Source organism: Umezawaea sp. Da 62-37 (assembly GCF_032460545.1).
Lineage (GTDB): Bacteria > Actinomycetota > Actinomycetes > Mycobacteriales > Pseudonocardiaceae > Umezawaea.
The window spans coordinates 1,668,763-1,694,390 of sequence record NZ_CP135965.1 but is presented as its reverse complement, the minus strand read 5'-3'; the positions used below and the strand labels follow the sequence as shown (position 1 = coordinate 1,694,390).

Here is a 25,628-nt window from a genome sequence, read left to right as displayed (position 1 = left end):
CGTTCGTCAACGGGTCGGCCTCCCCTGATCGTTCCGGTGGATGCCAGCCACGGGAAGGGGAGCTGTGGTCTCGCTCAAGTCCGAAGGGTTCACCGAACTGGTCGCCGATGTCGCGCAGGTCGCGAGATCGTCGCGCGACGCCGCCGTGGTCACGAAGATCGCGCTGACCCTGGACGGCCGCCTCGGCGAGGACATCGGGTCCGCGGCGCTCACCGCCGCGGACCAGGTCCTCGTGGAGTTGTTGCGGGGTCCGGGAATCCACCTGGACACCGCCGTCGCCGCCGGCGACAACACCGACAACACCGGCGACCGGCTGTTCCTGACCCGCACGGGCAGGCTCGCCGTGCGGCTCGACGGGGTCGAGGGCCCCGACGAGGCGTTCCCGCTGGGCGGGGTGCGGTGGGGCGACGTCGACCCCGCCGAGGTGAAGGCGCGGGCGCGTGCCGAGCACGACCGGACCACGCGGGCCGTCGCCGCGCTGCACGCCGAACTGGTCGCGCAGCCGGAGGCCGAAGTGCACGCCCGGCTCAAGCGCATCGAGCACGCCATCGTGCACATGGCGCCGGTGCTGATCTACGTCGACGAGCGGGTCTACACGAACCTGACCAAGTTCGGGACCCTGCCGGGGAAGTCGCTGTCCGCGACCCACGCCCGGTCGCTGTTCAACCGCCTGCGCGCGACCCCGGTCGCGGACTGGGACCCGGTGGACGCGTGCTTCGTCGCGTGCACCGACGTCCTGCTGATGTCCGGTCCGCCGGTGCGGCTGGAGGAGTTCAACGGCACCCAGCTCGACGTGGACACCCTGCGCGGCTTCCTGGTCGAGCGCATCGGCACCTACGGCGGTGCGCCGCTGCCGGGGGGAACGACCCTGCGGCAGCTGGAGGGACTCGCCGTCCGGTGCGCCGCGCTGCGCAAGCAGACCGTCAGCGGCGGTGACTCCACGCCCTACCGCGTGATCAACGGGCTGAACCTGCACAAGTCCGAGCACCTGCTGCCGACCCCGGCGGTGCTCGGCGACGCGCCGGAGGCGGTCATGGCCCGATTAGCGGAATTCTTCGGGGTCGACTCGCCCGTCGACACCCGGATCGCCGACATGCCACCGCTGTTCACCGAGTTGGCCGCGCGACTCGTGGACGCGCCCGCGCCCGACGGGTTCACCACGGCGTTCGAATCGGTCCTGCACGCGTTCGTCACCACGGCGGCCGAGGCGTTCGACGCCGACGTGGCGATGAGCCGGGGCCCGGAGACGTTCGACCCGCTGCGCACCGAGCACGAGATCGACCCGCTCGGGCTGGGCACCGGCGACTTCTACTGCTGCGTCGCGCCCCGGCAGGCGTTCGTGGAGCGGTTCCGCGAATTCAAACCCGGCCTCACGCGGGCGCTGGCCGCCTACAGCGCCAGGATGCGGTTCAACACGTGGCACTACCTGCCCTCGACGTTGGGGGTCGTGGAGCGCGAACCCGGTCGTGACGACTGGTTCTTCGCGCCGACGATGCCGGACGTGGCGTCGTGGTCCGACCAGCACCACACCGGGCACGTGGCGTTCGGCGTCCGGTACGCCATCCGCGTCCCGTTCGGCATCGACTACGACGGCCGCGCGCTGCCCGGCCTCTACGACCTGCGGCTCATGCGCACGTCCCTGCCCGCGTTCACGGTGGGGGAGTTGCGCGGGGCCATCGCCACGGCGCTGCTGCTCAAGCAGCTCTACCAGGCGATGTCCGCGCACGAGCCGAAGGTCGTCGACTTCGGCAAGAGCTGGTACGAGAGGTTCCATGGGTGACCTGAGGTACGCGGGCGCGGCGGAACTGCGCGCCCGCTACTCGACCAAGGAAGTGTCCCCGACCGAGCACGTCCGCGCGACGCTCGACCTGCTGGAGGAGACCCAACCGGAGCTGCGCGCGTTCACCACGGTGACCGCCGACCTCGCCCTGGCGCAGGCGGCCGAGGCGGAACGGCTGATCCTGGCCGACGGCGAGGGGGCCTGGCTCGGGCGTTCGCTGCTCGGTGTGCCCGTGTCGGTCAAGGACCTGACGCCGACCGCCGGGGTGCGCACGACCCGCGGCTCGTTGCTGCGCGCCCACTGGGTGCCGGAGCAGGACGCGCCCGCCGTGGCCCGGCTGCGCGGCGCCGGGGCGGTGCTGATCGGCAAGACGTCCACCTCGGAGTTCGGCTGGAGCGCGGGCACCGCCAACCGGATCACCGAACCCGTGGCGAACCCGTGGGACCGCACCCGCAGCGCCGGGGGCTCCAGCGGCGGCGCCGCGGCGGCGACGGCGGCCGGGATCGGCGTCGCCGCGCTGGGCACGGACGGCGCGGGCTCGATCCGGATTCCCGCGGCGTTCTGCGGGGTGGTCGGCTACAAGCCGACGTTCGGGCGCGTGCCCTACGTGCCGATGAGCCCGGAAGGCCTGTCCCACCTCGGCCCGCTGGCCCGTGACGTGGCCACCGCGCGGCTGGTCGCCGACGTGATCGCCGGGCCGCACCCGGACGACCCGCTGTCGACGCCACGCCTGCCGCGGCGCTCCTGGACGGGTGCCGTGCGGGTCGCCTGGCTGCGCTGGCCCGACGAGTCCGGCGAGGTGGCGGCGATCGCGCGGGCCGCGGCGGACGAGCTCGGCGACGTCGTCGAGGTCGAACCGCCGTTCACCGACCCGTACCCGCACCTGGTCACGATCCTCGCGGCGTTCGACGCGGGCCAGCGGCCCGAGGACGACGCGCTGTCCGACCCGTTCCGGCTGCGCGTCGTCGAGCACGGGCGACGGCTGAGCGCCGCCGATCTGGCGCACGCGCTGACCGAGCGGCAGCGGCTCCTCCAGCAGGTCGACGCGCTGATGCGGCGCTTCGACGTGGTCGCCTCGCCCACCGCGTGGATCGAGCCGTTCGCGGTCGACCGGTGGCGGCCCGACGACGACGGCGACGACCTCGACTGGCTGGCGTGGTGCCGCGCCGCGTACCCGTTCAACCTCACCGGCCAGCCCGCCGTCTCCGTCCCGGCGGGGTTCACCGCCGCCGGACTGCCGGTCGGGCTGCACCTCGCGGGCCGACGGCACGAGGACGACCTCCTGCTGGACGTGGCCGAACGGTTCGAAACCGCCCGCCCGTGGCGGCACCAGTACCTCCGAAGGGACCAAGGGTGAACAGCGACAGCTACCTCGCGCAGTCGGCGGGGCAGACGGACTTCGTCGCCCGGCACGGGTTGTGGGACGACGAGCGGCAGGCCGCGGCCACCGCGCTGGAGGCGCGGCTGGACGAGGTCGACTTCGTGCGGGTCGTGTACGGCGACCCGCACGGCATCGCGCGCTCCAAGACCGTGAGCACGGAGGTGTTCCGCACCGTCCTGCGCAACGGCATGGACTTCAGCCCCGGCCCGTTCGTCTTCGACACCGGGCACGCCGTCGCCGTCGACTTCTTCGCCGAGGGCGGCGGGATCGGCATCCCCGAGCTGATGGGGGCGGGCGACTTCATCGTGGTGCCCGACCCGCGCACGTTCCGCGTCCTGCCGCACACCGGCCGCCCGACGGGGTGGGTGATCGGCGACGAGCACCTGCGCGACGGCTCGCCGCACCCGCTGTCCGGCCGGGCGGTGCTCAAGCGGCAGTGCGAGCAGCTCGCCGCGCGCGGCCTGAGCTACGTGGTCGGGCTGGAGGTCGAGTGGTACCTGACGAAGAGGACCGGGCAGCCGCCCGGACCGATCGGCGGGTTCGGCGTCCAGGGCACACCGCCCGAGGTGGAGCCGGTGAACGGCGGCTACCAGTTCAACTCCGACTCGCTGCTCGACGCCGTCATGCCGGTGATCGACCCGGTGATCGACGCCCTGCTCGCGCTGGGCCTGCCGATCCGGACCGTCGAGCACGAGTCGGGGCCGGGGCAGCTGGAGTTCACCTTCAACCCGATGGACGGCCTGGACGCCGCCGACGCGATGCTGCTGTTCCGCACGGTCACCAAGCAGGTGCTGGCCCGCAGCGGCTACCACGCGTCGTTCATGGCGCTGCCCGGCCTGCGCGGGTTCGACCCGAGCGGCTGGCACCTGCACCAGTCGATCGCCGACCGCGAGACCGGCCGCAACCTGTTCGTGGCGGAGCCGGGCGCGGACGTGCTGTCGGAGCTGGGCATGTCCTACCTCGGCGGGCTGCTGGAGCACGCCCCCGCGGCGAGCCTGCTGTGCGTGCCGACCATCAACGGCTACCGCCGGATGCGGACCGGGTTCAGCCTGTCGCCCGACCGGATCGCCTGGTCGACCGAGAACCGCGGCGCGTTCCTGCGGGTGCTCGGCGCGAACGGCGACCCCGGCAGCCACGTGGAGAACCGCATCGGCGAGCCGTCGGCCAACCCGTACCTGTACCTGGCGAGCCAGGTCAGCGCGGGGATGGACGGCGTGGACAACCGGCTCAAGCCGGGCCCGCCCGCGGGTGACCCGCACAGCACGACGGCGCTGCCGCTGCCCACGACGCTCGAAGAGGCGTTGAAGGGGTTCACGGCGAGTGATCATTACCGCGTTACGCTGGGCGGGGTCCTGCACGACGCGCTGCGGTTGATGAAGCTCAGCGAGCAGGTCAGGTACGACGAGTGGCGCGCCGGCGGCGGCGCGGTGCGGGACGACGAGGTCACCGAATGGGAGCACAGTGAGTACTTCGCCACTTACTAGCGGCGCTTACCGGCGCCGGGTGGTGCGCAGCGTCGACGACCTGAGCCCCGGCACCGCCGCGGTGGTCAAGGCGGCGGGCGCGAACATGAACTACGGCACCGAGTTCATGCGCGCCTACGAGCGCTACCCGATCCAGGCCGTGCACGGCAACTACTACGTCGAACTGCTCGACGACGCCGACGAGGTGGTGGCGTTCGCGCCGTGCTTCGTGCAGGGCGACCCGCTGGGCGCGTTGGGCCTCGGGCCCGGTGAGCACGCGCTGCTCAGCCAGGTCTGGCACTGCTCGGACACCAGGCTGGTCGCCGCGGAGGCGACCCCGGAGATCGCCACCGAGCTGCTGGACGCGATGCGCGAGGTGGCCGCGTCGCTGGGCCTGGCGCGCACCGGGTTCATCAACGTCGCCGACGGCTCGCCCAGCGCCCACGCGCTGGAGTCCGCGGGTCTCAAGGGCGTGCACCTGGACACCCGGTACTGGCTCGACCTGGCCAAGTTCGGCAGCGAGGAGGGGGTGATCGCCTCGATCAAGCCCACCAACCGCCGCGAGTACCAGCGGCACTGGCGGCGCGCGACCGAGGCGGGCGTGAAGATCACCACCCGCCATCCGGGGGCCGACGAGCAGGTGTCGAAGCTGAACCTGCTGCTGACGACGATGGACCGGGTCGGGTCGCCGGGCTACTACGACGCCGAGAAGCTCGTGAAGTTCCTCGCCGAGACGCCGACCGCGTGGATCATCGAGATCGCCCTGGACGAGAAGCCGCTGGGCTTCGCGATCCTGTTCGTGGACGACACCCGGCTGCACGCGTGGGCGCTCGGGTACGACCGCGAGACGAAGCTGGCGTTCAGCCCGTACTACCTGATGTGGGGTTCCTTCATGCGGCTCGGCTACGAGCTCGGGTTGCCGACGCTGGAGGCGGGACGGCGCAACGGCGAGTTCAAGATGCGCCACGGCCTGGTGCCCCAGGACCTCAGCGCCTACGTGGTGGACGTGTGATGGCCGAACTGCTGGTGACCCCCGGCCTGCCCGACGACTGGGACGCGGTGGCCGGTGACGGCCCCGCGGCCGGTCGCGGTCGCTGGGTGCGCTTCGGCCAGTCCTGGTACCCCGGCCCGTACAGCACCTTCGCGCTGCGCGACGACGACGGCAGGTGCCTGGTCGCCATGGGCGGCACGGTCCTGCCCGAACCCGCCGCCGTGCCCCGGCGCGACGCCTACCACGTCCTCACCGGCCGCACGGCCCACCTCGGCCTGTTCACCGAGGACGAGCACCCGTGGCCGGTGGACCTCGACCCCGCCGACGTCCACCCGTGCCTGGTGCTGATGTACCCGAACTACGCCACCTACCAGGCGGGCCCCGGCGCGGAGGACCCCGAGGTGCTGCGCCGGTTCGTGGCCGAACTGGTGGCGTGGGCCAAGTCCGAGGGCGTCGCGTCCATCGCCCTGCTCTACCTCACGCCCCGCGCGCAGCCGCTGATGGACGAACTGGCCAAGGCCGGTTTCGGCGTGCACCGCAAGGGTGAGCGCTGCGACATGGCGGTCACCTGGACGGAGTTCGACGGCTACCTGCGGACGCTGCCGAAGAAGTACCGTGACGAGGCCAAGCGCGAGATCAACCGCATGGACGAACGCGGTCTCGTCCGCGCCCACCGCCCCATGGCCGCCGACGAGCCGGAACTGCTCGACCTCAGGTGCGCCCTCATCGAGAAGTACGACGGCAAGGTCAACCGCGCCGACCAGGCCGCCATCTTCGACGGCATCCGCGAACACGTCGCACCCGAGGACATCACCGTGTTCACGGTGTCCGACGGCGACAAGCTGCTCAGCTTCAGCCTGTTCATCCAGGACGGTCCGGAGTGGACGGTCATGCTGATCGGCTCGGACTACACCGAGCCCGACGCCTCCTACGGCTACTTCTCCTGCATGTTCTACCAACCCGTCGAACTGGCGCCCGCGCGCGGCGTCGAACTGCTGGCCTACGGCTACGGCACCCTCGACGCCAAGCGCCGGAGGGGGTGCCAGCTCTCGCCGTACTACACCGCCGACCTCCGGTTCTGACCGGCGGCCCGCCACCCGTACCAGCCCCGGCACAGCACGAGAGCGATCACGGTCGCCACGACGAGACTCGCGTCGACGAAGAAGGTCTGCTTCGCGTCGGGCAGGTCGAAGAACACCAGGGCGAACACCGTGATGGCGGTCTTCTGGATCAGCAGCAACTCCCACACGCCCCGCTGCGCACGGGGCGCGACGGCCAGCATCGCCCACATCCCCGCGAACACGATGTAGGCGAACGCCCGCCACGCCTCCGTGAGCACCCGCTCGTCGGACACCTCGGTGATCAGCTTGATCCCGCCCGCGAACGCGGCGACGGTCGCGATCGAGCACAGGGCCAGCAGCACCCGCCCGATCCGATCCGCGAGTGCGCTGGGGGCGTCCGCGTTCGCCATGGCGTTCCTTCCCTCGTGGGACCCGGCTCCGTGGCGGCCGGGCCCCGCGTCGAGCTTGTCGTCGGGAGGGGTGTCGTCGCGTCGGTGGTACTTACGTAGATCGACGTGCGTTGCGAGCGCTCGTGCGACCGTGGTTGGCTCGCCCGGTGAACCTTCTGCTGACGTCGGGCGGCCTGCGCAACGACACGTTGCGGGACGTGCTGCGGGACATGGTGGGGAGGCCGTTCGGCTCGGCGAACGTCGTCTACGTCCCGACGGCGTCCGTCGCCGAGTCCGGCGACCACGGCTGGTTCCTCTCGGACATGAACAGGCTGCACGCCCTGGGCTGGCAGGAGTTCGACGTCCTGGAGCTGAACGGCCTGCCCCGACGGATGGTGCTCGACCGGCTCCTCCACGCTGACGTCGTCCACGTCGGCGGCGGCAGCCACTACCACCTCGCGCGCAGCATCACCGGCAACAACCTGGCCGACGGCTTCCTGGAGGCGCTGGAGGACCGGGTCTACGTGGGGTTCAGCGCCGGATCGATGATCTTCAGCCGGAACCTCACGGAGCACTCCGCCGAGGTCATCGGGGACACCGCGGACCTGCACGTGCTCGGCGCGACGACCCTCGAACCGCCTTTCGGCCTGTTCGACTGGTACCTGAAACCGCACCTGGACTCACCCGACTTCCCGGAACGCGACGACGCCTGGGCCGACCGCGTCGCCGGGCGGGCGGACTTCCCGATCTACTTCATCGACGACGAGACGGCCGTCCGCGTCGTCGACGACAAGGTGGACGTCGTCTCCGAGGGCCGGTGGCGGTTCGATCCGTGACGGGTCGGGTCGGGAGGAACCTGTTGTAGTGCCGCGGGTGCGGGGTCACGTGGGTGGCATCGGGGTCAAGTCGGACGCGCAGCCACGGGCTGTCCTCGACGAAACCGGGCTGCCGACGTTCGGCTTCCGCGAAGAGGTCGAGGATCGTCTCGCTGTCCAGGGCTTTCAGAACCCGTGCTCCTCGCGGGAGCGGTCAGCGGCGAGGAGGTGTCTTCACCGGCCATCCGAGGGGAAGCCCGATGCGCTGCCATCCGCGGAGTACGGGAACGTCCTCGCTCGGGCGGGGCAGGGGTGGTGGAGGTGTCCACGTGAGTCCCTCCTCCTCGACCTGCGCGAGAATCCAGGCACGCTCCTCCGGCTCGGAGGTGTTCCAGGTCCAGCTCATCGGCCGGGCCCGCATCGCTCGTTCCGACCTGCTGGGGGGCATCCCGCGGGCGGACCGGCGGGCGGGCTGGTTGGCGACCATCGGCAGGTTGTGCGTCAGGTTGGCCAGGAACCTGATCCGCTTCAGCGTCTCGCCCGATTCCCCTTCCCCCTGCGGTCGTCCCGCGAGATGGCGGATCTCGACAAGTGCCGTGGCCGCGAGCCGCCCGGCCAGTTCGCGGTCGTCGATCCCGGTCATCCCAGTGCCTCCGAGAAGTCGTCTTCAGCGAAAGTACCGCCCGGCCCGATCCGGACACACGTAGGTGACTTCCACCGACGCGAACACACCCCGACGCCGGTCACCCTGACCAGGTGTTCGAGCCGCTCTTCCTCACAGACATGACGCTGGCCGTGCTGGCCGTCATCGCCGCACTCGTCCTGGCCGCCCAGGCGTCCGGCGACCCCGCCCGCCGACGCCGCTGGCTGCGCGTGACCGCGGCACTGGTGGCGGCCAGACTGGTCGTCGCCCTGCTCCTGCTCACCGGCGGCCTGGCCCTGGCCGACACCCGGCTGATCGTGCAGGTCCCGCTTGCGGTCCTCCCGATCGCGGTGGCCCTCCGACGACCCGACCCCACCACCGTCCACGTCGGCGCGGCAGGCGTGCTGCTGTCGGTCTGGTGGTTCCTCGTCCCGTTCGGACTCCAGGACGCGATCCCCGTGGTCGTCGGGTCGGTGGTGGCGCTGGGCGTGCTCAACGGCCTGTCGGTCGCGCTGGGCCGCTGGCGCCGGCAGGGCTCGCGCGCCTCCCGCGCGCCCTGGCTGGCGACGGCCTTCCTGCTGGTGCCCGCCGTCTCGCTCGCGCTCGCCAGCCAGGCCAACGCGGTTCCCGAGGAGCACCACCACCCGGTGGCCGGGGACGTCACCGTCGACAAGCTGACCGGTCCCCGCGACCGCGAACCCGACGTGCGCGTGACCCTGACCGCCGCCCACACCGAGGTGCGCCTGGACTCCGGCCGGAGCATCGACGCGCTCACGTTCAACGGCACCGCGCCCGGCCCGGAGATCCGGGCCGAGCAGGGCCAGCTCATCGAGGTGACGCTGGTGAACACCGACGTGGAGCAGGGCGTCACGGTGCACTGGCACGGTGTCGACGTGCCCAACGCCGAGGACGGCGTGCCCGGCGTGACGCAGGACGCGGTCCTGCCCGGCCAGGAGCACGTCTACCGCTTCGTGCCCAACCGGTCGGGAACCTTCTGGTACCACACGCACCGCGACGCGCTGGGCACCGTGCAACGGGGCCTGTTCGGGGCACTCGTCATCGAGGACGCGGTGCCGTCGGACGTCGAGCGCACGGTCTTCACCCACGAGTGGCCGGACGCCAACAGGCCGGTCATCGCCCTCGATCGATCCGACCAACCCGCCCGGCAGGTGGTCGACGCGGGCAAGGAGGTCCGCCTGCGGCTGGTCAACAGCTCCAGGGAGCCGAAGCACGTCCAGGTCGGCGGCACCAAGCCCACCGTGGCGGCCATCGACGGCAACGCGGCCCAAGGCGCCGAACCGGTGGACGAGGGGACGGAGTTCCTGCTGCCCGCGGGCGGACGGCGCGACCTCACCTTCACGATGCCGAACGGCCCGGTCACCCTGGCCGTCGCCGAGGCCCCGGACTCCGCCGTGCTCACCTACAGCCCCGACGGCAAGGCGGAGAAGTCGGCTCCCACCGGCGGACCGCTGTTCGACCCGCTCACCTACGGCTCCGGCCAAACGCCTGTCCCGGAGGGCTTCGACCGGACCTACGACCTCCGTTTGGACGACGGCCTCGGCTTCAGCCAGGGGAAGTTCGGCTACGTCAGCAGCCTGATCAACGGCCGCCTGTACCCGGCGGTGCCCACGCTCGCGGTCGCCGAAGGGGACCGGGTGAAGGTGCGCATCGCCAACCGCAGCGTCATCGACCACCCGATGCACCTGCACGGCCACCGGGTGAGGGTGCTGTCCCGCAACGGTGAACCCGCGAGCGGCTCGCCGTGGTGGACCGACACCCTCAACGTCGCCCCCGGCGAGGTGTACGAGATCGCGTTCACCGCGGACAACCCCGGCATCTGGATGGACCACTGCCACAACTTCGAGCACGGCGCCGACGGCATGATCATGCACCTCGCCTACGCCGGCGTCAGTTCGCCGTACTCGGCGGCTCACACGCCCGAGTGACGCGGGCTCGCTACCGTACGGGGCATGCGGACGCCTGCCGACCTCCCCGCTCCACTCGTCGGCAGGCGGCACGAGGTCGGGCGCGTCGACGAGCTGACCGAGGCCGCGCGCGCGGGCCGGGGCGGGGTGCTGGTGCTGCGCGGCGAGGCGGGCATCGGCAAGAGCGCGCTGCTGGACCACGCCCGGCTGGCGGCCGGGTTCCGGGTCGTCCACGCGTCCGGGGCGGAGTTCGAGACGGAACTGCCGTTCGCCGCCCTGCACCAGCTGTGCGTGCCGGTGCTGGAGCACCTCGCCGACCTGCCCGCCCGGCACCGCGAGGCGCTCCAGGTCGCGTTCGGCCTGGTCACGGGCACGCCGGACCTGTTCCGCATCGGCCTGGCGACGTTGGAACTGCTGGCGTCGGCCGCCCGTGACCGCCCGCTGCTGTGCGTCGTCGACGACGCGCAGTGGTTGGACGCGGAGTCGTCGAAGGCGCTGGCCTTCCTCGCTCGGCGCGTGGCCGCCGAGCCCGTCGCCGTGCTGTTCGCGGTCCGGCCGCCCTGCGCGGCGAGCGGGCTCGACGAGCTGCCGAGCCTGGCGGTCGAGGGGTTGGCCGACGCCGACGCGCGGGCGCTGCTGGCGGCGGAAAGCCATGTGACGCTGGACGAGCAGGTGCGCGACCGGATCATGGCCGAGGCGCGCGGCAACCCCTTGGCGCTGCTGGAACTGCCGAGGGCCGGCGGGTTCGCCGCGCCGGACACGTCGTCGGCGCCGACCCGGATCGAGCGCGGTTTCCGGGCCAGGCTGGACGACCTGCCCGCCGGCGCGCGGCTGCTGCTGACCATCGCGAGCGCCGACCCGACCGGTGACCCCGGCCTGCTGTGGCCCGCCGCGGCCCGGCTGGGTGTCGACGTGACGGCGGACGGGGCCGCCGCGGCGGCCACCGGGCTGGTCGAGTTCGCCACCCGCGTCCGCTTCTGCCACCCGCTGGCCCGCTCGGCGGTCTACCGGGCCGCGGAGCCGGAGGACCGCCTCGCGGCCCACCGGGTGCTGGCCGAGGTGACCGACCCGGTCGCGGATCCGGACCGGCGGGCCTGGCACCGCGCCGAGGCGGGCACCGGCCCCGACGACGAGGTCGCCGCCGACCTGGAGCGGTCCGCGTCCCGTGCCCTGTCGCGCGGGGGAGTGGTGGCCGCGGCGGCGTTCATGGAACGCGCGGCGGCGCTGTCGCTCGACACCGCAGACCGGGTCGAACGGACGCTCACCGCCGTGCGGGCGCACCTCGACGCGGGCGCCACCGACACGGCGGCGCGACTCCTCACCACCATCGGGAACGCGGCGCTGGACGAACTCCAGCTGGCCGCGGTCGATCTGCTCCGGGGCCGGATCGCGTTCGTGCGGCACAACGACGGCAACGGGCCGATGTTCATGCTGCGCGCCGGGAAGCGGCTCTCGACGTCGGACCCGGAGCGGTCGCGGGAGAGCTACCTGGACGCGCTGGAGATGGCGCTGGTCGTCGGCCGGGCCGGCGGGGTGCTGGACATGGTCCTGGCCGCGGTGCGCTCCGACGCGCCGGCGGGGCGCTCCCCGGACGTCCTGGACGCGCTGGCCGTCCTGTCCGCGGACGGGCACCGGGCCGCGGTTCCCCTGCTGCGCAAGGTCCTCGACGGCGACGAGAGTCCGATGTGGACCGAACGACCGGCGCTCGCCGTGATGATCGCGGGCGAGCTGTGGGATCCGCACGCCCACGCGGCGATCGTCGAGTGGCTGGTGAAGAGCGGTCGCGAGTCCGGATCACCGCTCGTGCTGCGCCTCGGTCTCGCCCAGGTGGTCTCCACCGCCGTGTGGACGGGAGACCTCGGGCGGGCGATGGCGGCGATCGCGGAGGAGGAGGCGATCGCCGACGCGGTGGGCGGACCGGAGGTGTTCTACCACCGGTTGCAGCTGGCCGCGGTGCGCGGCCGTCGCGAGGAGGCCGTGGAGCTGTTCGGGAAGGCCACGGCGGCGGCGACCGCGAGCGGTGCCGGACAGCTGGTCGCGAACGTCCACTGGGCGTCTGCCGTGCTGCACAACGGACTTGCCGACTACCCGACCGCACTCGCCTCGGCCAGGCGGGCCACCGCGCACGGCGACCTGTTCCTGGCCGGGGGCACCCTGCCGGAACTGGTGGAGGCGGCCGTCCGGTGCGGTGAGACCGCTGTGGCGGCCGAGGCGTTGGAGTCGCTGACCGAACGCACCGAGGCCAGTGGGACGACCGCGGGGCTGGGTGTCGCCGCGTACGCGCGCGGGTTGGTGACCGGGGTGGAGGACCACTACCGGGAGGCGGTCGAGCACCTGGAGGAGAGCCCGTTGGTGCCGTTCCGGGCCAGGGCCCACCTGCTCTACGGGGAATGGCTGCGCCGGGAGGGCCGCAGGCGGGACTGCCGCGGGCACCTGCGCACCGCGCACGAGCTGCTGTCGGACATCGGGATGGAGGCGTTCGCCCGGCGTGCGGCAGACGAGTTGCGGGCCACCGGCGAGAAGGCCCGCGGGCGTTCGGGCGACGGGTACGACCAGCTGACGACGCAGGAGCTGTTCATCGCCAGGCAGGTGGCCACCGGCGCCACGTCGAACGAGGTCGCGGCCCGGCTGTTCCTGAGCCCGCGGACGGTGGACGCCCACCTGCGCAACATCTTCCGCAAACTGGGCATCACCTCCCGCAGGCAGCTCAGGGGACAGGTCGAGCCGGAGGGCTGAGCGGTCCGGACGCCACCCGGACCGCTCGGCGCCGGTGGTTACAGCGGTCGCGCCGCGAGCCCGGCCGGCACGCGGGGCAGCGGGCCCCGGTGCAGGACGCCGAGGCGTTGGGTGGCGCGGGTGAGGGCCACGTAGAGCTCGGCCGCGCCGCGCGGGCCGTCGGCGAGGATCCGATCGGGGTCCACGACCAGGACCGCGTCGAACTCCAGTCCCTTGGTCTCCGACGCCGTCACCGCGCCGGGCACGCCGGGCGGCCCGATCACGACGCTCGTGCCCTCCCGGCCTGCCTCGTCCCGGACGAACTCCTCGACGGCATCTGGGAGTCCGTCCTCGGTGACCCGCCTCGACCACGGCTGGACACCGCACGCGCGCACCGACTCCGGCGGCTGGACGTCCGGTGCGAAATCGGCCAGCAGCGCGGCGGCGACGGCCATGATCTCCGCCGGGGTGCGGTAGTTCACCGTCAGCGACCGGTAGACCCAGCGTCCCGGCACGTAGGGGTCGAGCATCGACGCCCACGACGTCGCGCCGGCCTCCGACCGGCGTTGGACGAGGTCGCCGACCACCGTGAAGGAACGGCCGGGGCAGCGCCGCATCAGCACCCGCCAGTCCATTTCGGACAGTTCCTGGGCCTCGTCCACGACGACGTGCCGGTAGGTCCAGTCCCGGTCGGCGGACGCGCGTTCGACGAGCGTGCGCGTGTCGTGCTCGACGAACCGGTCGGCCAGGTCCTCGGCGTAGAGCAGGTCGGTGGCGAACAGGTGGTCCTCGTCGTCCATCGAGTCCTGGCGGCCGACGAGGCTGTCCAGCACCTCGGCGGCGTGCGCGGCCGCGGCCCTGCGCTCCCGCTCGGCCGCCCGGTCGTCCGCCTTCTCCCGGCCGAGCAGGTCGACCAGCTCGTCGAGCAGCGGCACGTCCGACACCGTCCACGCGGCGCCGTCGGCGCGAGCCAGCACCGGATCCGCTCCGATCGCTTCCAGCCGGTCGGGGGAGGAGTACAGCGGCGCCAGCAGGTCCCGCGGCGTCAGCACCGGCCACAGCTCGTCGAGCGCGGCGGCGAAAGCCCCGTCCTCGGCCAGCTCCTTGACCAGGTCGGCCCGCATCCGCTCCCACGCGGTCTTGTCCGACCGGTTCAGCCAGCCCTTGCCGATCCGGCCGATCGCCCGCTCGGTCACCACGTACGTGACGATCTCGGCGAACACCGCGCGGGCCTCGTTGTGCGGCAGGCCGCTGGCCCGAGCCTCGTCCCTCGCCCACTCCGCGGTCGCGGCGTCGATCAGCGCCGTGACACCGCCCACCTCGATCTCCAGCGGCTCCTCCGGCAGCCGCTGCCGGTCGGCGACCGCCGCCGCGAGCACGTCGAGGATCTTCAACGACCCCTTGAGCCGCGCGGCCTCCGGGGTGTCCTCCGCGGTGACGCGCAGGCCCGGCACGAGGTCGCCGGTGGTCGTGAACACCACGTCGGACTCGCCCAGCGACGGCAGGACGCGGCCGATGTGGTCGAGGAACGCCGGGTTGGGCCCGACGACGAGCACGCCGTGGCGCTCCATCCGTTCCCGCTGGGTGTAGAGCAGGTAGGCGACGCGGTGCAGCGCCACCACGGTCTTCCCGGTGCCCGGCCCGCCCTCGATCACCAGCACGCCGGGGTGGTCGAGCCGGATGATCTCGTCCTGCTCGGCCTGGATCGTGGCCACGATGTCGCGCATGCCCTCGCCGCGCGGCGCGTTGACCGCCGCGAGCAGCGCCGCGTCACCCCGTTCGACGCCGTCGGGGCGTCCGAGCACCTCGTCGGTGAAGTCGACGACCTGGCGGCCGCGGGTCCGGAACTGGCGGCGGCGGCGCATGTTCTCCGGCGAGGCGCCGGTGGCGACGTAGAACGGCCGCGACGCCGGCGCCCGCCAGTCCAGCAGCACCGGCTCGTAGTCGTTCTCCTCGTCGAACAGGCCGATCCGGCCGATGTAGGACCGTTCACCGGTGAGGGCGTCCAACCGGCCGAAGCACAGCCCGCTGGACCCGAAGTCCAGCCGCTTGAGCTCCCTGGCCGACGTGCGCACCTGGACGTCGCGCTCCATGGGCGTGCCGCCGGTGCCGCCCAGCGCGGAGGTGTACTCGTCCTTCACCCGCGCTCGCTCGGCGTCGAGCCGCGCGTAGAGCCCGGCCACGTAGGCGCGCTCGGACTCCAGTTCCTCTTCGTACCCCTGAGCTGACACAGGCCCCTCACCGCGTTGGACGGAGTTCTCGTTCGACGATCCCGCGCGGCTCACGCGGTGACCCGGTCCCGCTCGACCGCGTCGACCAGCAGCCTCGCCGCGACCGCGGCCCCGTCGGTGCGGATCGTGCCGGCCACGGCGGCCGCCCGTTCGCGCGTCCCGGCGGTCAGCACCGCCGAGAGCGCGGCCGACAGGGACTCGACCGTCGGCGTCGGACAGTCGTGCGCGACGCCGACGCCGAGGTCGGCCACCCGGCCAGCCCAGTACGGCTGGTCCGCCAACTGGGGGACCACCACTTGCGGCGCGCCGGAGCGCGTGGCCGTCGTGGTGGTGCCCGCGCCGCCGTGGTGCACGACGGCGGCCACCCGGCCGAACAGCTCCTGCTGGTTGACCTCGCCGACGACGAAGCAGTCGTCCCGCACGTCCTCCGGCGCGAGCCCGGCCCAGCCGCGCAGCACGACCACGCGGCGCCCCTGCGCCCGGACCGCCTCCACGGCCACCCGCGCGACGTCCGCCGACCCGTGCATGGGCATGCTGCCGAAGCCCACGTACACCGGCGGTTCGCCCGCGTCCAGGAACGCCACCAGGTCGTCCGGGAGCTGGCGCTCGTGGGGCAGGACCCACGCGCCGGTCTGCACCACCTCGAAGTACGACGGCTCCCGCCACGGGTCCAGGACCGGATCGGTAGCCAGCCAGGGGCGGTCGCCGATGACGTAGTCGCGGACGTTCGCCACCGGCGGCAGGCCGTTGGCCACCCGGTTGGAGTCGAGCGCCTCGCCGAACAACGCGTTGACGTTCTCGGCGTCCAGGTCCCACAAGGTCCGGCTGTCGGTCACCCCGTCCGGGAGCGGCCTGCCCGGATAGGCCAGCGGCCGGTGGTGCGGCGAGGGCAGGGTGAGCTGCTGGAAGGTGACCGACACCGCCCGGACACCCAGCATCTCGGCCACCGACAGCGCGCCCGCCGCGGTGGGCATCATGCCGGTCACGACCACCGCGTCGCACCCCTCGGCCGCCGCGGGGACCACCGCGAACTGGTCCGCGATCAGCTGGGCCGCGCGCTCCGGAATGGACGACGGCGGCGGCGCGGAGGCAGTCAGTTCGCTCGCCGACGGTCCCACCGGCACCAGCGGCACGCCGAGACCCGCCAGCCGTTCGGCGAAGTCCGGCGGCGCGCACACCAGCACGTCCACGTCGAGCGCCCGCAGTTCCACCGCGAGCGCCACCAGCGGTTCGACGTCCCCCCGAGATCCGTACGTCGACAACAACACTCGCACTGGGCGACTCCCATTTCCGCAGGTTCCACGCTTCGGCCGGTGATTCTGCGGCACGACGGGGGTCTTGCCACAAGCCCCCCGGTGCGCTATACGTTGAACGTGGAAAGGAGTGGTCACTCCTCCTTCCGCTCCTGCGCGGTGTCGTCGTCCCGGTCCTTCGAGTCCGTCCGGACCGCCACGACGACGTGCCTCCTGATCGACCACGGCCCGGTGGTCCGTTCGCGGCAGTGACCATATCGATTGTCGATGGTATCGTTTATCGATAGTCGGCTCAGGGGGGCGTCGTGGAGAAGAACAGGTCGTTGGTCGTGTTCTCCGGCATCGTGACAGCGATGTTCTCGCTGGTCATGGTGTTCCTGGTACTCGGATCACTGGTGCAGGCGTTCTTCCTGCTGGGCGGGTCGGTGTGCTTCGACGCCACCGCGGGCATCGCGGACGTGAAGCCCGACCTCCAGCCGCTGGACGGTCTGGAGGTCGAGGGCTACAGCACGGTCAGGACGATGGAGGTGTGCGTCACCCACCCCAGCGCGGTGCAGCGGGTGCTCGGCTTCGGATTGCGCGCCCCGTCGTCGTTCGCCTACGGCGGCGCGCTGTTCCTGCTGGCCGTGCTGCTCCGGCACGCGGAACGCGGCGGGGTCCACACGCTGGTGGTCGCGCAGCGGGTCGGCGGACTCGGCAGGTACCTGCTGGTCGTCCTGCCGCTGGCGACGCTCGTGGAGTCGGTGGCGCAGAACCTGCTGCTCGTGACGTCGACGTCCGGTGAGGCGGAGGAGTTCGGGTTCATCGGCGACTGGGACTTCCCCGGCTGGGCGATCGTCACCGGCCTTGGGATGATCGCGCTGTCGCGCGTGATGCGGGACAGCGCGGCCATGCGCGAAGACCTCGAAGGAACCGTGTGAGCATCCAGGTGCACCTCGACCGACTGCTGGAGCAGCGCGGGATGACGCTGGTCGAACTGTCCGAACGCGTCGGTGTGACCGTGGTCAACCTGTCCGTGCTGAAGAACGGGCGCGCGAAGGCGATCCGGTTCAGCACGTTGACCGCGCTGTGCGAGGCGCTCGACTGCCAGCCTGGGGACCTGCTCAGCGAGCAGCGGTGAAGGCGGCGCCTGGGCCTACTTCCCCAGCGCCGCGCCGATCACCCGTGCGCCCTCCGGGAACGCGCCGGGGTTGGGACCCGCGTAGTTGAGCCGGAGGTACGGCCCGGTCGGTTCGGCGGGGAACCACTCGTCGCCCGGCGCGACGACCACCCCGGCGGCCTCGCAGTCCCGCACGAGCCCGGCCAGGTCGGTGGCATCCGGCAGCCGCACCCACAGGTTCAGCCCGCCCGACGGCACGGCCTCCAGGTGCGCGGTCGGCACGTGCTCGCGGAGTGCGTCCACGAGGAGATCCCGGCGGGCCGCCAGGTGCTGCCGCAGACCGCGCAGGTGGGTGCGCCAGGCGGGGTGGGTGACGACGTCGAGCGCGACGGCCTGGAGCAGGCCGCTGACGTACAGCGACACGGCTTGCGCGTCGGCGAGGATGCGCTCGCGGGCGGGACCGCGGGCGGTGATCCCGGCCACCCGGACGGCGGGGGACACGCTCTTGGTCAACGACCGCAGGTGCACCACGTGGCCGCTGTCGTCGCGCGCGGCGAGCGGGACGGCGTCGGTGGTGATGCCGAAGTCGTGCGCCCAGTCGTCCTCGATCAGGAACGCCCCGTGCCCGCGCACGACGTCGAGCACCCGGTCGGCCACGGCGGAGGACCACTGCGCGCCGGTCGGGTTGGCGTAGTTGGGCTGGGCGTAGAAGGCGCTCGCCCCGGTGCGCTCGAACGCGCGGGCCAGCGCCTCCGGGTCCGGCCCGCGCACGCCGCTGGGCACCGGCACGAGCCGCACGCCCGCCTGCGCGGCGGCCAGGATCGCGCCCCAGTAGGTGGGCGACTCCACCAGCAGCGGCCGACCCGCGCCCACCAGCGCGCGGAACGCGGTGCTGAGCCCGCTCTGGCTGCCCGGCAGGACGATCACGTCGCTCGGCGACGGCGGCGCGACCCCGACCGGGGCGGCCGCGCCCAGTTCGGTCGCGAACCACGCCTGCAACTCCGGCAGACCCGCGGCCGGTGGCCTGCTCACGGCCGCGTCGCCGCGGGCGGCACGGGTGAACGCGGCGCGCACCAGCCGTTCGGGCAGCAGTTCCCGGTCCGGGTAGCCCGAGTGCAGCGCGAGCACGTCGTTCGGGGTGGTGCGCAGCGCGGCCGATAGCGGAGGGGCGTAACGGTCCGGCGACCCGAGCGCCGCGGTCTGCCACGCGTAGTCGTTCGGCCGCGCGACGCGGACCGCGCACACGAACGTGCCGACGCCGGGGCGGCTCTCCACCATCCCCTGCGAGGTCAGCGTGCGCAGGGCCTTCTGCACCGTGACCGGACTCGCCCCGAACCTGGCCACCAGCGCCCGCGTCGACGGCAGCCGCGAGCCCGGTGCCGCTCCCGCGATCCAGCCGCGGAGTTCCGCCACGATGCGCGAACTGCTATCAATGGACATGACAGCGAACAGTAGCGCTACTGCCCTCGACGCCCCGGTGCTACCCACGGCCCGCGCCGGGCTCGGCTGGGGGCTGCTCGGCGTCCTGGCGTTCTCCTTCAGCGTCCCGTTCACCCGCGTCGCGGTCGAGAGCGGCGGGATGCCCCCGCTGTTCATCGGCGCGGGCCGGGCCGTCGTCGCCGCGCTGCTCGCGGCCTGCGCGCTGGCGTTCACCAGGCAGCGCCTGCCCCGCGGCGTCCACTGGGCCCGCCTGGCCGTCGTCGCGGCCGGTGTGGTCGTGGGCTTCCCGCTGCTGACGTCGTTCGCGCTCACCACCGCGCCCGCGGGCCACAGCGCCGTCGTGATCGCCCTGCTGCCCGCCGCGACCGCCGTGATGGCCGTGCTCCGCGGCCACGAGAGACCACCGCCCGCGTTCTGGGCCACCGCGGCCGCGGGCGCGCTCGCCGCCATCGGCTTCGCCACGTCGCGGGGCGGTGGCCTCGGCGGGCTGCACTGGTCCGACCTGCTCCTGTTCGGCGCCGTGGTGTCGGCCGCCGTCGGCTACGCGGAGGGCGGCCTGCTCGCCCGTGAGCTGGGCGCGTGGCAGACCGTGTCCTGGGCGCTCGTGCTCGCCGCGCCGCTCATGGCCGCCCTCACCGCCGTCTCGATCGCGGGCCGGCCGCCCACCGGCACCCCGGTCGAGTGGGCCGCGTTCGCCTACCTGGCCCTGGTCAGCATGTTCCTCGCCTTCTTCGCCTGGTACCGCGGTCTCGCGATCGGCCCGATGGTCAGGGTCAGCCAGGTCCAGCTCGTCCAGCCCGTGCTGACCATCGCCTGGGCCGTGCTGCTGCTGGGGGAACAGCTCACCTGGACCACCGTCGTCGGCGGCGCGGTGGTGATCGCGTGCGCCGGAGTCGCAGTCCGTTCCAGGTTCGGCGCGGGGGAGAGCTAGGGTTTCCCGTCCGCGGGAAAGCCGTGTGCGCCGACGCCGCACGGGGTACACCTACCGCGGCGCACCCTGCCCGCCGTCCCGGAGGAGTCGCCCGATGGATCACCAGCACGACCCAGGTCCCCCGTTCGACTTCTTCGGCAGGCCACCACTGGTCAGCGGCTCCGTCACCGCCGCCGTCACGGTGCTGCACGCCGAGGTGGAGCAGGCGCTGACCCTGGCCGTGCTGCCCTGGGAAGGCGACCTCCGGCACTGGAACGACGTCCGCTCGGTCCGCTCGGGCATCCGCAGGCACCTGGAGGCCGTGGTCACCTCGCAGGTCCTCGAGGACGTCCTGCTGGTGGCCGGGGAACTGGCCGCCAACGCCCACCGCCACGCGACGCTCCCCGGCCGCGTCCGGGTCTTCCGCCACGGGTGCGCGGTCCGCGTGGAAGTGACCGACCGCGACCCCGCCTGCCCCAGCACCGGCGGCCGCGGCATCCCGCTCGTCGACCGGGTCAGCCGCGCCTGGGGCGTCCTGCCCGACGGCGAGGGCGGCAAGACCGTGTGGGCCGAACTCTCCGAACACCGCTGACCGCCGGCCTGCTCAACCCCCGTAGAACCCGGCGACCGCACCGAAAGCGGCCTTCGGCTCCCAGGGCATGTCCGGGTACGCCTCCCCGAGCCGGTCCTCGTAGACCTTGACCACGCCGGGGCTCGCCATGTCGATGTCGTCGCGCGGGTCGCCGTCGGGGCGGTGCGGGAAGTCGTCCAGGGCGAACAGGAACACGAACGCGCTGTCGACCCCTCCCGTGTCGAACGTTTCCAGCAGTTCCAGCAGGTAGGTCGCCTGACCCTCCTCGTCGCGGTCGCGGTCGCCGTTCACCCCGATCGGCGCGCCGGTCTCCTTGTCGTAGTCGACGGCCTCCAGGATGCGGCCGCCCAGGTCGCCCGCGCCGCGGAAGGCGGACGTGCCGAACTCGGTGATCGCGACCGGCTTCCCCTGCGAGACAAGCCTTCGGATGCCGTCCGCGTACTGGTCGGCGATCTCGGCCGACCGGTACAGGTCCAGGCCGACGAAGTCGAACGGCTCCCAGTCGACGTTCTCCAGCGGGACGGCGGCGTAGGCGACCTTGCCGCCGAACCGGTCGCGCACGAGCGCCACGGCCTCGCCGAGGAAGTCGTTGACGCCCGCGACGACACCGGGGAGCAGTTCGGCGAGGCGATCGCGCCGGTTCAGCAGCAGCCCGATCCGCTCCTCCTGGGTGTCACCCGGTAGGAAACCCCTGTCCATCAAGCACAACTCGGCACCCGTGACGAACACGACCTCCGCGCCCCGCGCCCGGATCCGCTCCGCCCGGTCGGCGCAGTCGGCGAACAGCGCCAGCATCTCGTCGGTGGTCGACTCCAGCGGGTACGGCGAGAACCAGACCTCCAACCCGAGACCGGCCGCGTGCGCCGCGGCGAACTCCAGCCTCTCCGGATCCCCGCCGATCACGCGCACGGCGTTGCAGTGCAGGTCGTCGCGGATGATCTCCAGCTCGCGCCGGACCCGGTCCGGGTCGAACTCCGGGAGCGAGTTCTTCCCGTGGACGACAAAACCGGTGCTGTAGGTGATGCCCTTGGCCCGCATGGGGATTCGTCCTTCCGATCGGCTGTGGTGGCGGCAGCGTAGAACCAAAAAGTGCGCGCACGCAAATTTGCGTGCGCGCACTCGGTCTGGGATGCTGAGCCGGTGACGACAGGACGGCCAGGACTGCGCGAGCAGAAGAAGCAGGCCACGCGCGAAGCGCTGCGCGAGGCCGCGCTGCGACTGGCGCTGGAGGTCGGGCCGGACAACGTGCGCGTCGACGACATCGCGGAAGCCGCGGGCGTCTCGCCGAGGACCTACAACAACTACTTCTCCAGCCGCGAGCAGGCGATCGTCGCCGCCGTCACCACCGAACGGGAAACGCGCGTCGCCGCCGCGGTGATCGCCCGACCCGCCTCCGTCGGCCTCGCCGAAGCCGTCGTCGAAGCGATCGTGGAGCAGTACGCGGGCCAGCCCGACGGCGCCCCCGACGCGCTGCTGCTGATCACCACCAACCCCGCGCTGCGCACCGCGTTCGTCGACAGCGCCACCACGATCGAACACCCGCTCGCCGACGCGATCTCCCACCGCCTCGGCGACACCGACCCGCAGGCCGCCCGCGTGCTCGCCGCGAGCGTCGCCGCCGCCGTCCGCATCGCCCTCGAACGCTGGGTGCTCCCGACCTCGGCGACCACCGGCTTCGTGGTGCTGTCCGGTTCACTGCCGGACCTGCTCCGCACCGCACTGGCACCGCTCGTGCCCGCGCTGGAGGCCGCGGAGGGGTGTGGGGCGTCCTGAGGCGTTCTGCCACCGGCCGCGTTGAGCGGATCGCCCGACTGCTTTCACCGCTGCCACACCAGGGCGCGCACTACCGCTCAACGGGAGTGCGCGCCCGGCCCGGTGTCGTCAGAAGCGGCTCTCGAAGAACGTGGTGACTCCCGAGATCACGGCCTGCTTCTCCTCTTCGAGGAGTTCCGGGTAGAGCGGCAGGCACAGCAGCTTGGGGTTGTTCGCCGTGGCGACGGGTGTCGGCTCGGCGCGATGCGGAAGACGCTCGAACGCGGGTTGTTCGGACAGCAGGTGCGGGTAGACGCGCTCCGCCTGGATCCCGCGGCCTGCCAGGTGCGCCGCGAGTTCGACGGCGTGGTCGGTGTGCACGGCGTACTTGTAGAACACGTGCTCGCGCCCCGGCAGGACGGTCGGCGTCGACAGCGGCAAGCCCGCGAAGGCCTTGTCGTAGCGGTCGGCCACGAGTCGGCGCTGTTCGTTCCACTCGGGCAGCAAGGAGATCTGGTGCGCCAGCACGGCGGCGTCGAGTTCGCTGAAGCGGGCCCGGCTGCCCCACGAGTGGTGCACGTAGCGGTTGTCGCGGTCGCGTCCCAGGTTGTGCAGGCGTTCCACCGCGAGCAGGTTCTTCTCGTCCTTGACCACCACGGCTCCGCCGTCGCCCAGCCCGCCGGCGTTCTTGCCCGCCCACATCGAGAAGCAGCCGAAGTCGCCGAACGACCCCGCGGGCCTGCCGTGGTAGGTGGCCTCGTGGGCCTGCGCGCAGTCCTCGATCACGATCAGGCCATGCTCCGCGGCCACCGCCATGATCTCGTCCATCGCCGCGACCTGACCGTGCAGGTGGACCACGATGACCGCCTTGGTCCTCGGCGTCACCGCCCTGCGGATCGCGTCGGGGGAGATCAGCCAGCTGTCCGGTTCGACGTCGACGAACACCGGCGTCGCGCCCACGGCGTTGACCGCGAACGCCGTCGCCACGAACGTCATGTTCGGCACGATCACCTCGTCGCCGGGACCGACACCCGAGGCGCGCAACGAGAGGTGCAGGGATTCGGTGCCCGACGACGTGGCCACCGCGTGGACTCCCCACCGCCCGCCGAGGCTTCGCTCCAGCTGCCGGGTGTACGCGCCCATCACCGTGGTGCCGCCGTCGATCACCGCGTCCAGGTGCTCGTGGATGGCCTGCCGCATGTTCGCCAGCCGCCGGTGATGCCCCTCCGCGGGCACGACCACGCCGGGCTTGCCCGCATCCTGATTCATCCGCTGCGTTCTCCGTTTCGCGACTTCCCTGTTTGTCAAGGATGTCAACAGTTTCGGCAGCTGCACTTCGAACCTGAAGATCACTAATGACTGATCTTCACCTGCCGGAACCGCGATCGACGGTCGCGCCGGAACTCGTTCGGCGAGATGGGGTCAGGGCCACAGCAGATCGGTCGTCCAGGTTCCGCCGGTGCGGGTGTAGCGGAGTCGGGTGTGGTTGCGCTGCTGATCTCCTTGCCAGAACTCGACTTCGTCGGCTCGCACGCCGTACAGCGTCCACTCCGGAGCGACGAAGGCCGGATCCCGGCGGATGAGTTCGGCCGCGTCGGCGAGCTGGCGTTCCCGTTCGCGCGGGTCGCGCAGGACGTCGCTCTGCCGCCCGAGCAGGGCCGCCGCTCGGGCGCTGGGCGACCTGCCCAGGTAGTCCCGCGCGCTGTCCTCCGCGTTCGCCGCGGTCACCGCACCCCGGACGCGCACCTGCCTTCCGAGGGCGGGCCAGTAGAACGTGAGCGCGGCCCACGGGGTGTCGGCCAGTTCCTTGCCCTTGCGACTGCCCGAACCCGACGCGAACTGCCAGAGTCCGCCGTCCAGGTTCTTCAGGATCAGCACTCGCGCCGATGGCCGGCCGGTGGGATCCACCGTGGACAGCGTCATCGAGTGGGGCTCGGTGAGGCCGGCGGCGACGGCGTCGCGCAGCCAGGCCTCGAACAGGACGTCGGGGTCGTCCGGTGCGGTGTCGGGGTCGAACGACGGGAGCGGGCCCGCGAGGGACGGGAGGCTGCGGAGCAGTCGGGTGATCGGGCGGTCCGTCGCGGTCATGGCGCGATGCTATCCAGCACTTTCACACGGGATCAAGCGCGATTGGCGTTAGAAACCAGCTCGGACGGCCCTGCTCGGAACGGTGGCGGTCGGGCAGCGACGCGAGTCGCCCGCGTGTCCGACACCCCGTGAACGCGCACAGGGCGCTCCCGGCAAGTCCGGGAACGCCCTGCGCGCCGCGCTCGTGTCAGCAGGACAGGTTGTCGCCCGCCGGGACGCCGAGGATTCCGGTGATCTGCGTGTACTTGTCGATCCGGCTCTGCACCTGCGCCGGGTTCCCACCGTTGCACTCGATGGACCCGTTGATGCTGCGGATCGTCTCGCCGAAGCCGCGGCCGTTGACCATCGCGTCGTGCGGGGTCATCGTGCCCGGACCGGTCTGGGTGTTCCAGTACCAGAGGCCGGTCTTCCACGCCACGGCCGCGTCCTGCTCGACGAGGTAGGGGTTGTTGAGCAGGTCGATGCCGAGGTTGTCCCCGGCCGCCTTGTAGTTGAAGTTCCAGCTGAGCTGGATCGGGCCGCGGCCGTAGTAGGCGGCGGTGCCAGCGGGGCAGCCGTAGGACTGGCTGGTGTCGCAGTAGTGCGGGTAGTTCGCGGTGTTCTGCTCCACGATGTGGACCAGGCCACCGGTCTCGTGGTTCACGTTCGCCAGGAACGCCGCGGCCTCCTGCTTCTTCACCGCGTCGTCGCCGGTGTTGGCGAAGCCGGGGTAGGCGTCCAGGGCCGCTGTCAGACCGCTGTAGCTGTAGAAGCTGTTGCGGCCGGGGAAGATCTGGTCGAACTGGGCTTCGCTGATCACGAAGGAAGCGTCCGATGTGGACGGTTGGGCTGATGAGGTCGTGGCGGGGAGCACGAGGACGCCGGTGGTGGCGACCAGCGCGCTCATCGCCACTCCGGCGCGCTTCAGGAACCGGGGTATCGACATTCGGAACTCCTCTTGTCATGCCGGTCGTGCGCGGTACGACCGATCCGGTCGAGCTACGCCAAGAGGTATGGACCAATTCTCGAGTTGCGAAACCGGTTCGGGTCAAGAGCCCCTGATCGGCCCAGTGTCTACTCCGCTGGATAGCGGTGGGTTGGCGTTGATTGGGATGAACGGG

22 protein-coding genes are annotated in these 25,628 nt (G+C 72.2%); 13 read left to right on the top strand and 9 right to left on the bottom strand.

Translation table 11 applies throughout. The features are described 5' to 3' along the window. Positions 1-40 precede the first annotated feature (40 nt). From RM788_RS07215 to RM788_RS07195, 5 genes are read left to right on the top strand one after another with little or no spacing between them, the layout of a single operon-like run. Positions 41-1,780 carry a hypothetical protein gene (locus RM788_RS07215; protein WP_315930742.1) on the top strand — a complete coding sequence of 580 codons (1,740 nt, stop codon included), beginning with the start codon at positions 41-43 and terminating at the stop codon, positions 1,778-1,780. Next, positions 1,773-3,137 carry an amidase gene (locus tag RM788_RS07210; protein ID WP_315930741.1) on the top strand — a complete coding sequence of 455 codons (1,365 nt, stop codon included), beginning with the start codon at positions 1,773-1,775 and terminating at the stop codon, positions 3,135-3,137. The genes RM788_RS07215 and RM788_RS07210 overlap by 8 nt, the downstream gene beginning before the upstream one ends. Next, complete coding sequence (locus tag RM788_RS07205; protein ID WP_315930740.1) at positions 3,134-4,645, top strand: glutamine synthetase family protein; 1,512 nt, start codon at positions 3,134-3,136, stop codon at positions 4,643-4,645. Before RM788_RS07210 ends, RM788_RS07205 begins: the two co-directional genes overlap by 4 nt. A 19-nt stretch (positions 4,646-4,664) precedes the next feature. Then, positions 4,665-5,636, top strand: coding sequence for a GNAT family N-acetyltransferase (locus tag RM788_RS07200; RefSeq protein WP_315930739.1), 972 nt, complete (start codon positions 4,665-4,667; stop codon positions 5,634-5,636). Then, positions 5,636-6,697, top strand: a complete 1,062-nt coding sequence (locus tag RM788_RS07195) for a GNAT family N-acetyltransferase (RefSeq protein ID WP_315930738.1) — start codon at positions 5,636-5,638, stop codon at positions 6,695-6,697. Before RM788_RS07200 ends, RM788_RS07195 begins: the two co-directional genes overlap by 1 nt. Here the strand turns inward: RM788_RS07195 and RM788_RS07190 are convergent. Continuing rightward, on the bottom strand, positions 6,673-7,086 hold the full coding sequence (locus tag RM788_RS07190) for a hypothetical protein (protein WP_315930737.1): 414 nt from the start codon (positions 7,084-7,086) through the stop codon (positions 6,673-6,675). The two genes, RM788_RS07195 and RM788_RS07190, sit on opposite strands and share 25 nt — an antisense overlap. A 146-nt stretch (positions 7,087-7,232) precedes the next feature. Between RM788_RS07190 and RM788_RS07185 the strand changes: the two genes are divergently transcribed. Continuing rightward, positions 7,233-7,901 (top strand): Type 1 glutamine amidotransferase-like domain-containing protein, encoded by a 669-nt coding sequence (locus RM788_RS07185; RefSeq protein ID WP_315930736.1) that lies wholly within the window; start codon positions 7,233-7,235, stop codon positions 7,899-7,901. Between the two features lie 193 nt (positions 7,902-8,094). Here RM788_RS07185 and RM788_RS07180 read toward each other — a convergent pair whose 3' ends face one another. Then, positions 8,095-8,523: a hypothetical protein gene (locus tag RM788_RS07180; protein ID WP_315930735.1), complete on the bottom strand. Its 429-nt coding sequence runs from the start codon at positions 8,521-8,523 to the stop codon at positions 8,095-8,097. A gap of 113 nt (positions 8,524-8,636) precedes the next feature. Between RM788_RS07180 and RM788_RS07175 the strand changes: the two genes are divergently transcribed. Further along, positions 8,637-10,469 (top strand): multicopper oxidase family protein, encoded by a 1,833-nt coding sequence (locus RM788_RS07175; RefSeq protein ID WP_315930734.1) that lies wholly within the window; start codon positions 8,637-8,639, stop codon positions 10,467-10,469. A gap of 24 nt (positions 10,470-10,493) precedes the next feature. Next, positions 10,494-13,184, top strand: coding sequence for an AAA family ATPase (locus RM788_RS07170; protein ID WP_315930733.1), 2,691 nt, complete (start codon positions 10,494-10,496; stop codon positions 13,182-13,184). Positions 13,185-13,222: 38 nt separating this feature from the next. Here the strand turns inward: RM788_RS07170 and helR are convergent, their stop codons facing one another. Together helR and RM788_RS07160 are read right to left on the bottom strand one after the other, a co-directional pair. After that, positions 13,223-15,394 (bottom strand): RNA polymerase recycling motor ATPase HelR, encoded by a 2,172-nt coding sequence (helR, locus tag RM788_RS07165; RefSeq protein WP_315930732.1) that lies wholly within the window; start codon positions 15,392-15,394, stop codon positions 13,223-13,225. A gap of 50 nt (positions 15,395-15,444) precedes the next feature. Then, positions 15,445-16,668: a glycosyltransferase gene (locus tag RM788_RS07160; protein ID WP_315930731.1), complete on the bottom strand. Its 1,224-nt coding sequence runs from the start codon at positions 16,666-16,668 to the stop codon at positions 15,445-15,447. A gap of 284 nt (positions 16,669-16,952) precedes the next feature. Between RM788_RS07160 and RM788_RS07155 the strand changes: the two genes are divergently transcribed. Next, a complete protein-coding gene (locus RM788_RS07155) occupies positions 16,953-17,567 on the top strand; it encodes a hypothetical protein (RefSeq protein ID WP_315930730.1) in 615 nt (204 codons plus the stop codon). Then, positions 17,564-17,767, top strand: coding sequence for a helix-turn-helix domain-containing protein (locus RM788_RS07150; RefSeq protein WP_315930729.1), 204 nt, complete (start codon positions 17,564-17,566; stop codon positions 17,765-17,767). Before RM788_RS07155 ends, RM788_RS07150 begins: the two co-directional genes overlap by 4 nt. Before the next feature lie 15 nt (positions 17,768-17,782). Here the strand turns inward: RM788_RS07150 and RM788_RS07145 are convergent, their stop codons facing one another. Next, the gene (locus RM788_RS07145) at positions 17,783-19,186 is read right to left on the bottom strand and encodes an aminotransferase-like domain-containing protein (protein WP_315930728.1); all 1,404 of its coding nucleotides are present in this window, start codon (positions 19,184-19,186) and stop codon (positions 17,783-17,785) included. Between RM788_RS07145 and RM788_RS07140 the strand changes: the two genes are divergently transcribed. After that, positions 19,185-20,117: a DMT family transporter gene (locus RM788_RS07140; RefSeq protein WP_315930727.1), complete on the top strand. Its 933-nt coding sequence runs from the start codon at positions 19,185-19,187 to the stop codon at positions 20,115-20,117. The genes RM788_RS07145 and RM788_RS07140 overlap by 2 nt on opposite strands. A 94-nt stretch (positions 20,118-20,211) precedes the next feature. Continuing rightward, positions 20,212-20,688, top strand: a complete 477-nt coding sequence (locus RM788_RS07135) for an ATP-binding protein (RefSeq protein WP_315930726.1) — start codon at positions 20,212-20,214, stop codon at positions 20,686-20,688. Positions 20,689-20,700: 12 nt separating this feature from the next. Here RM788_RS07135 and RM788_RS07130 read toward each other — a convergent pair whose 3' ends face one another. Then, a complete protein-coding gene (locus tag RM788_RS07130; RefSeq protein ID WP_315930725.1) occupies positions 20,701-21,726 on the bottom strand; it encodes a glycoside hydrolase family 113 protein in 1,026 nt (341 codons plus the stop codon). A 102-nt stretch (positions 21,727-21,828) separates the two neighbouring features. Between RM788_RS07130 and RM788_RS07125 the strand changes: the two genes are divergently transcribed. After that, positions 21,829-22,461: a TetR/AcrR family transcriptional regulator gene (locus RM788_RS07125; protein ID WP_315930724.1), complete on the top strand. Its 633-nt coding sequence runs from the start codon at positions 21,829-21,831 to the stop codon at positions 22,459-22,461. Between the two features lie 108 nt (positions 22,462-22,569). Here RM788_RS07125 and RM788_RS07120 read toward each other — a convergent pair whose 3' ends face one another. From RM788_RS07120 to RM788_RS07110, 3 genes are all read right to left on the bottom strand, one after another. Next, complete coding sequence (locus RM788_RS07120; RefSeq protein ID WP_315930723.1) at positions 22,570-23,709, bottom strand: DegT/DnrJ/EryC1/StrS family aminotransferase; 1,140 nt, start codon at positions 23,707-23,709, stop codon at positions 22,570-22,572. Positions 23,710-23,862: 153 nt separating this feature from the next. Continuing rightward, positions 23,863-24,528 carry a pyridoxine/pyridoxamine 5'-phosphate oxidase gene (locus tag RM788_RS07115; protein ID WP_315930722.1) on the bottom strand — a complete coding sequence of 222 codons (666 nt, stop codon included), beginning with the start codon at positions 24,526-24,528 and terminating at the stop codon, positions 23,863-23,865. Between the two features lie 187 nt (positions 24,529-24,715). Beyond that, positions 24,716-25,453, bottom strand: a complete 738-nt coding sequence (locus RM788_RS07110) for a chitinase (protein ID WP_315930721.1) — start codon at positions 25,451-25,453, stop codon at positions 24,716-24,718. Positions 25,454-25,628: the final 175 nt, after the last annotated feature.

What these genes read in the sequence shown, in the direction of transcription:
- RM788_RS07215 (WP_315930742.1), top strand. Translation starts at nt 41, where the DNA reads ATGCCAGCCACGGGAAGGGGAGCTGTGGTCTCGCTCAAGTCCGAAGGG.
- RM788_RS07210 (WP_315930741.1), top strand. Translation starts at nt 1,773, where the DNA reads ATGGGTGACCTGAGGTACGCGGGCGCGGCGGAACTGCGCGCCCGCTAC.
- RM788_RS07195 (WP_315930738.1), top strand. Translation starts at nt 5,636, where the DNA reads ATGGCCGAACTGCTGGTGACCCCCGGCCTGCCCGACGACTGGGACGCG.
- RM788_RS07190 (WP_315930737.1), bottom strand. Translation starts at nt 7,086, where the DNA reads ATGGCGAACGCGGACGCCCCCAGCGCACTCGCGGATCGGATCGGGCGG.
- RM788_RS07180 (WP_315930735.1), bottom strand. Translation starts at nt 8,523, where the DNA reads ATGACCGGGATCGACGACCGCGAACTGGCCGGGCGGCTCGCGGCCACG.
- RM788_RS07170 (WP_315930733.1), top strand. Translation starts at nt 10,494, where the DNA reads ATGCGGACGCCTGCCGACCTCCCCGCTCCACTCGTCGGCAGGCGGCAC.
- RM788_RS07140 (WP_315930727.1), top strand. Translation starts at nt 19,185, where the DNA reads ATGACAGCGAACAGTAGCGCTACTGCCCTCGACGCCCCGGTGCTACCC.
- RM788_RS07145 (WP_315930728.1), bottom strand. Translation starts at nt 19,186, where the DNA reads ATGTCCATTGATAGCAGTTCGCGCATCGTGGCGGAACTCCGCGGCTGG.
- RM788_RS07135 (WP_315930726.1), top strand. Translation starts at nt 20,212, where the DNA reads ATGGATCACCAGCACGACCCAGGTCCCCCGTTCGACTTCTTCGGCAGG.
- RM788_RS07130 (WP_315930725.1), bottom strand. Translation starts at nt 21,726, where the DNA reads ATGCGGGCCAAGGGCATCACCTACAGCACCGGTTTTGTCGTCCACGGG.
- RM788_RS07120 (WP_315930723.1), bottom strand. Translation starts at nt 23,709, where the DNA reads ATGAATCAGGATGCGGGCAAGCCCGGCGTGGTCGTGCCCGCGGAGGGG.
- RM788_RS07115 (WP_315930722.1), bottom strand. Translation starts at nt 24,528, where the DNA reads ATGACCGCGACGGACCGCCCGATCACCCGACTGCTCCGCAGCCTCCCG.
- RM788_RS07110 (WP_315930721.1), bottom strand. Translation starts at nt 25,453, where the DNA reads ATGTCGATACCCCGGTTCCTGAAGCGCGCCGGAGTGGCGATGAGCGCG.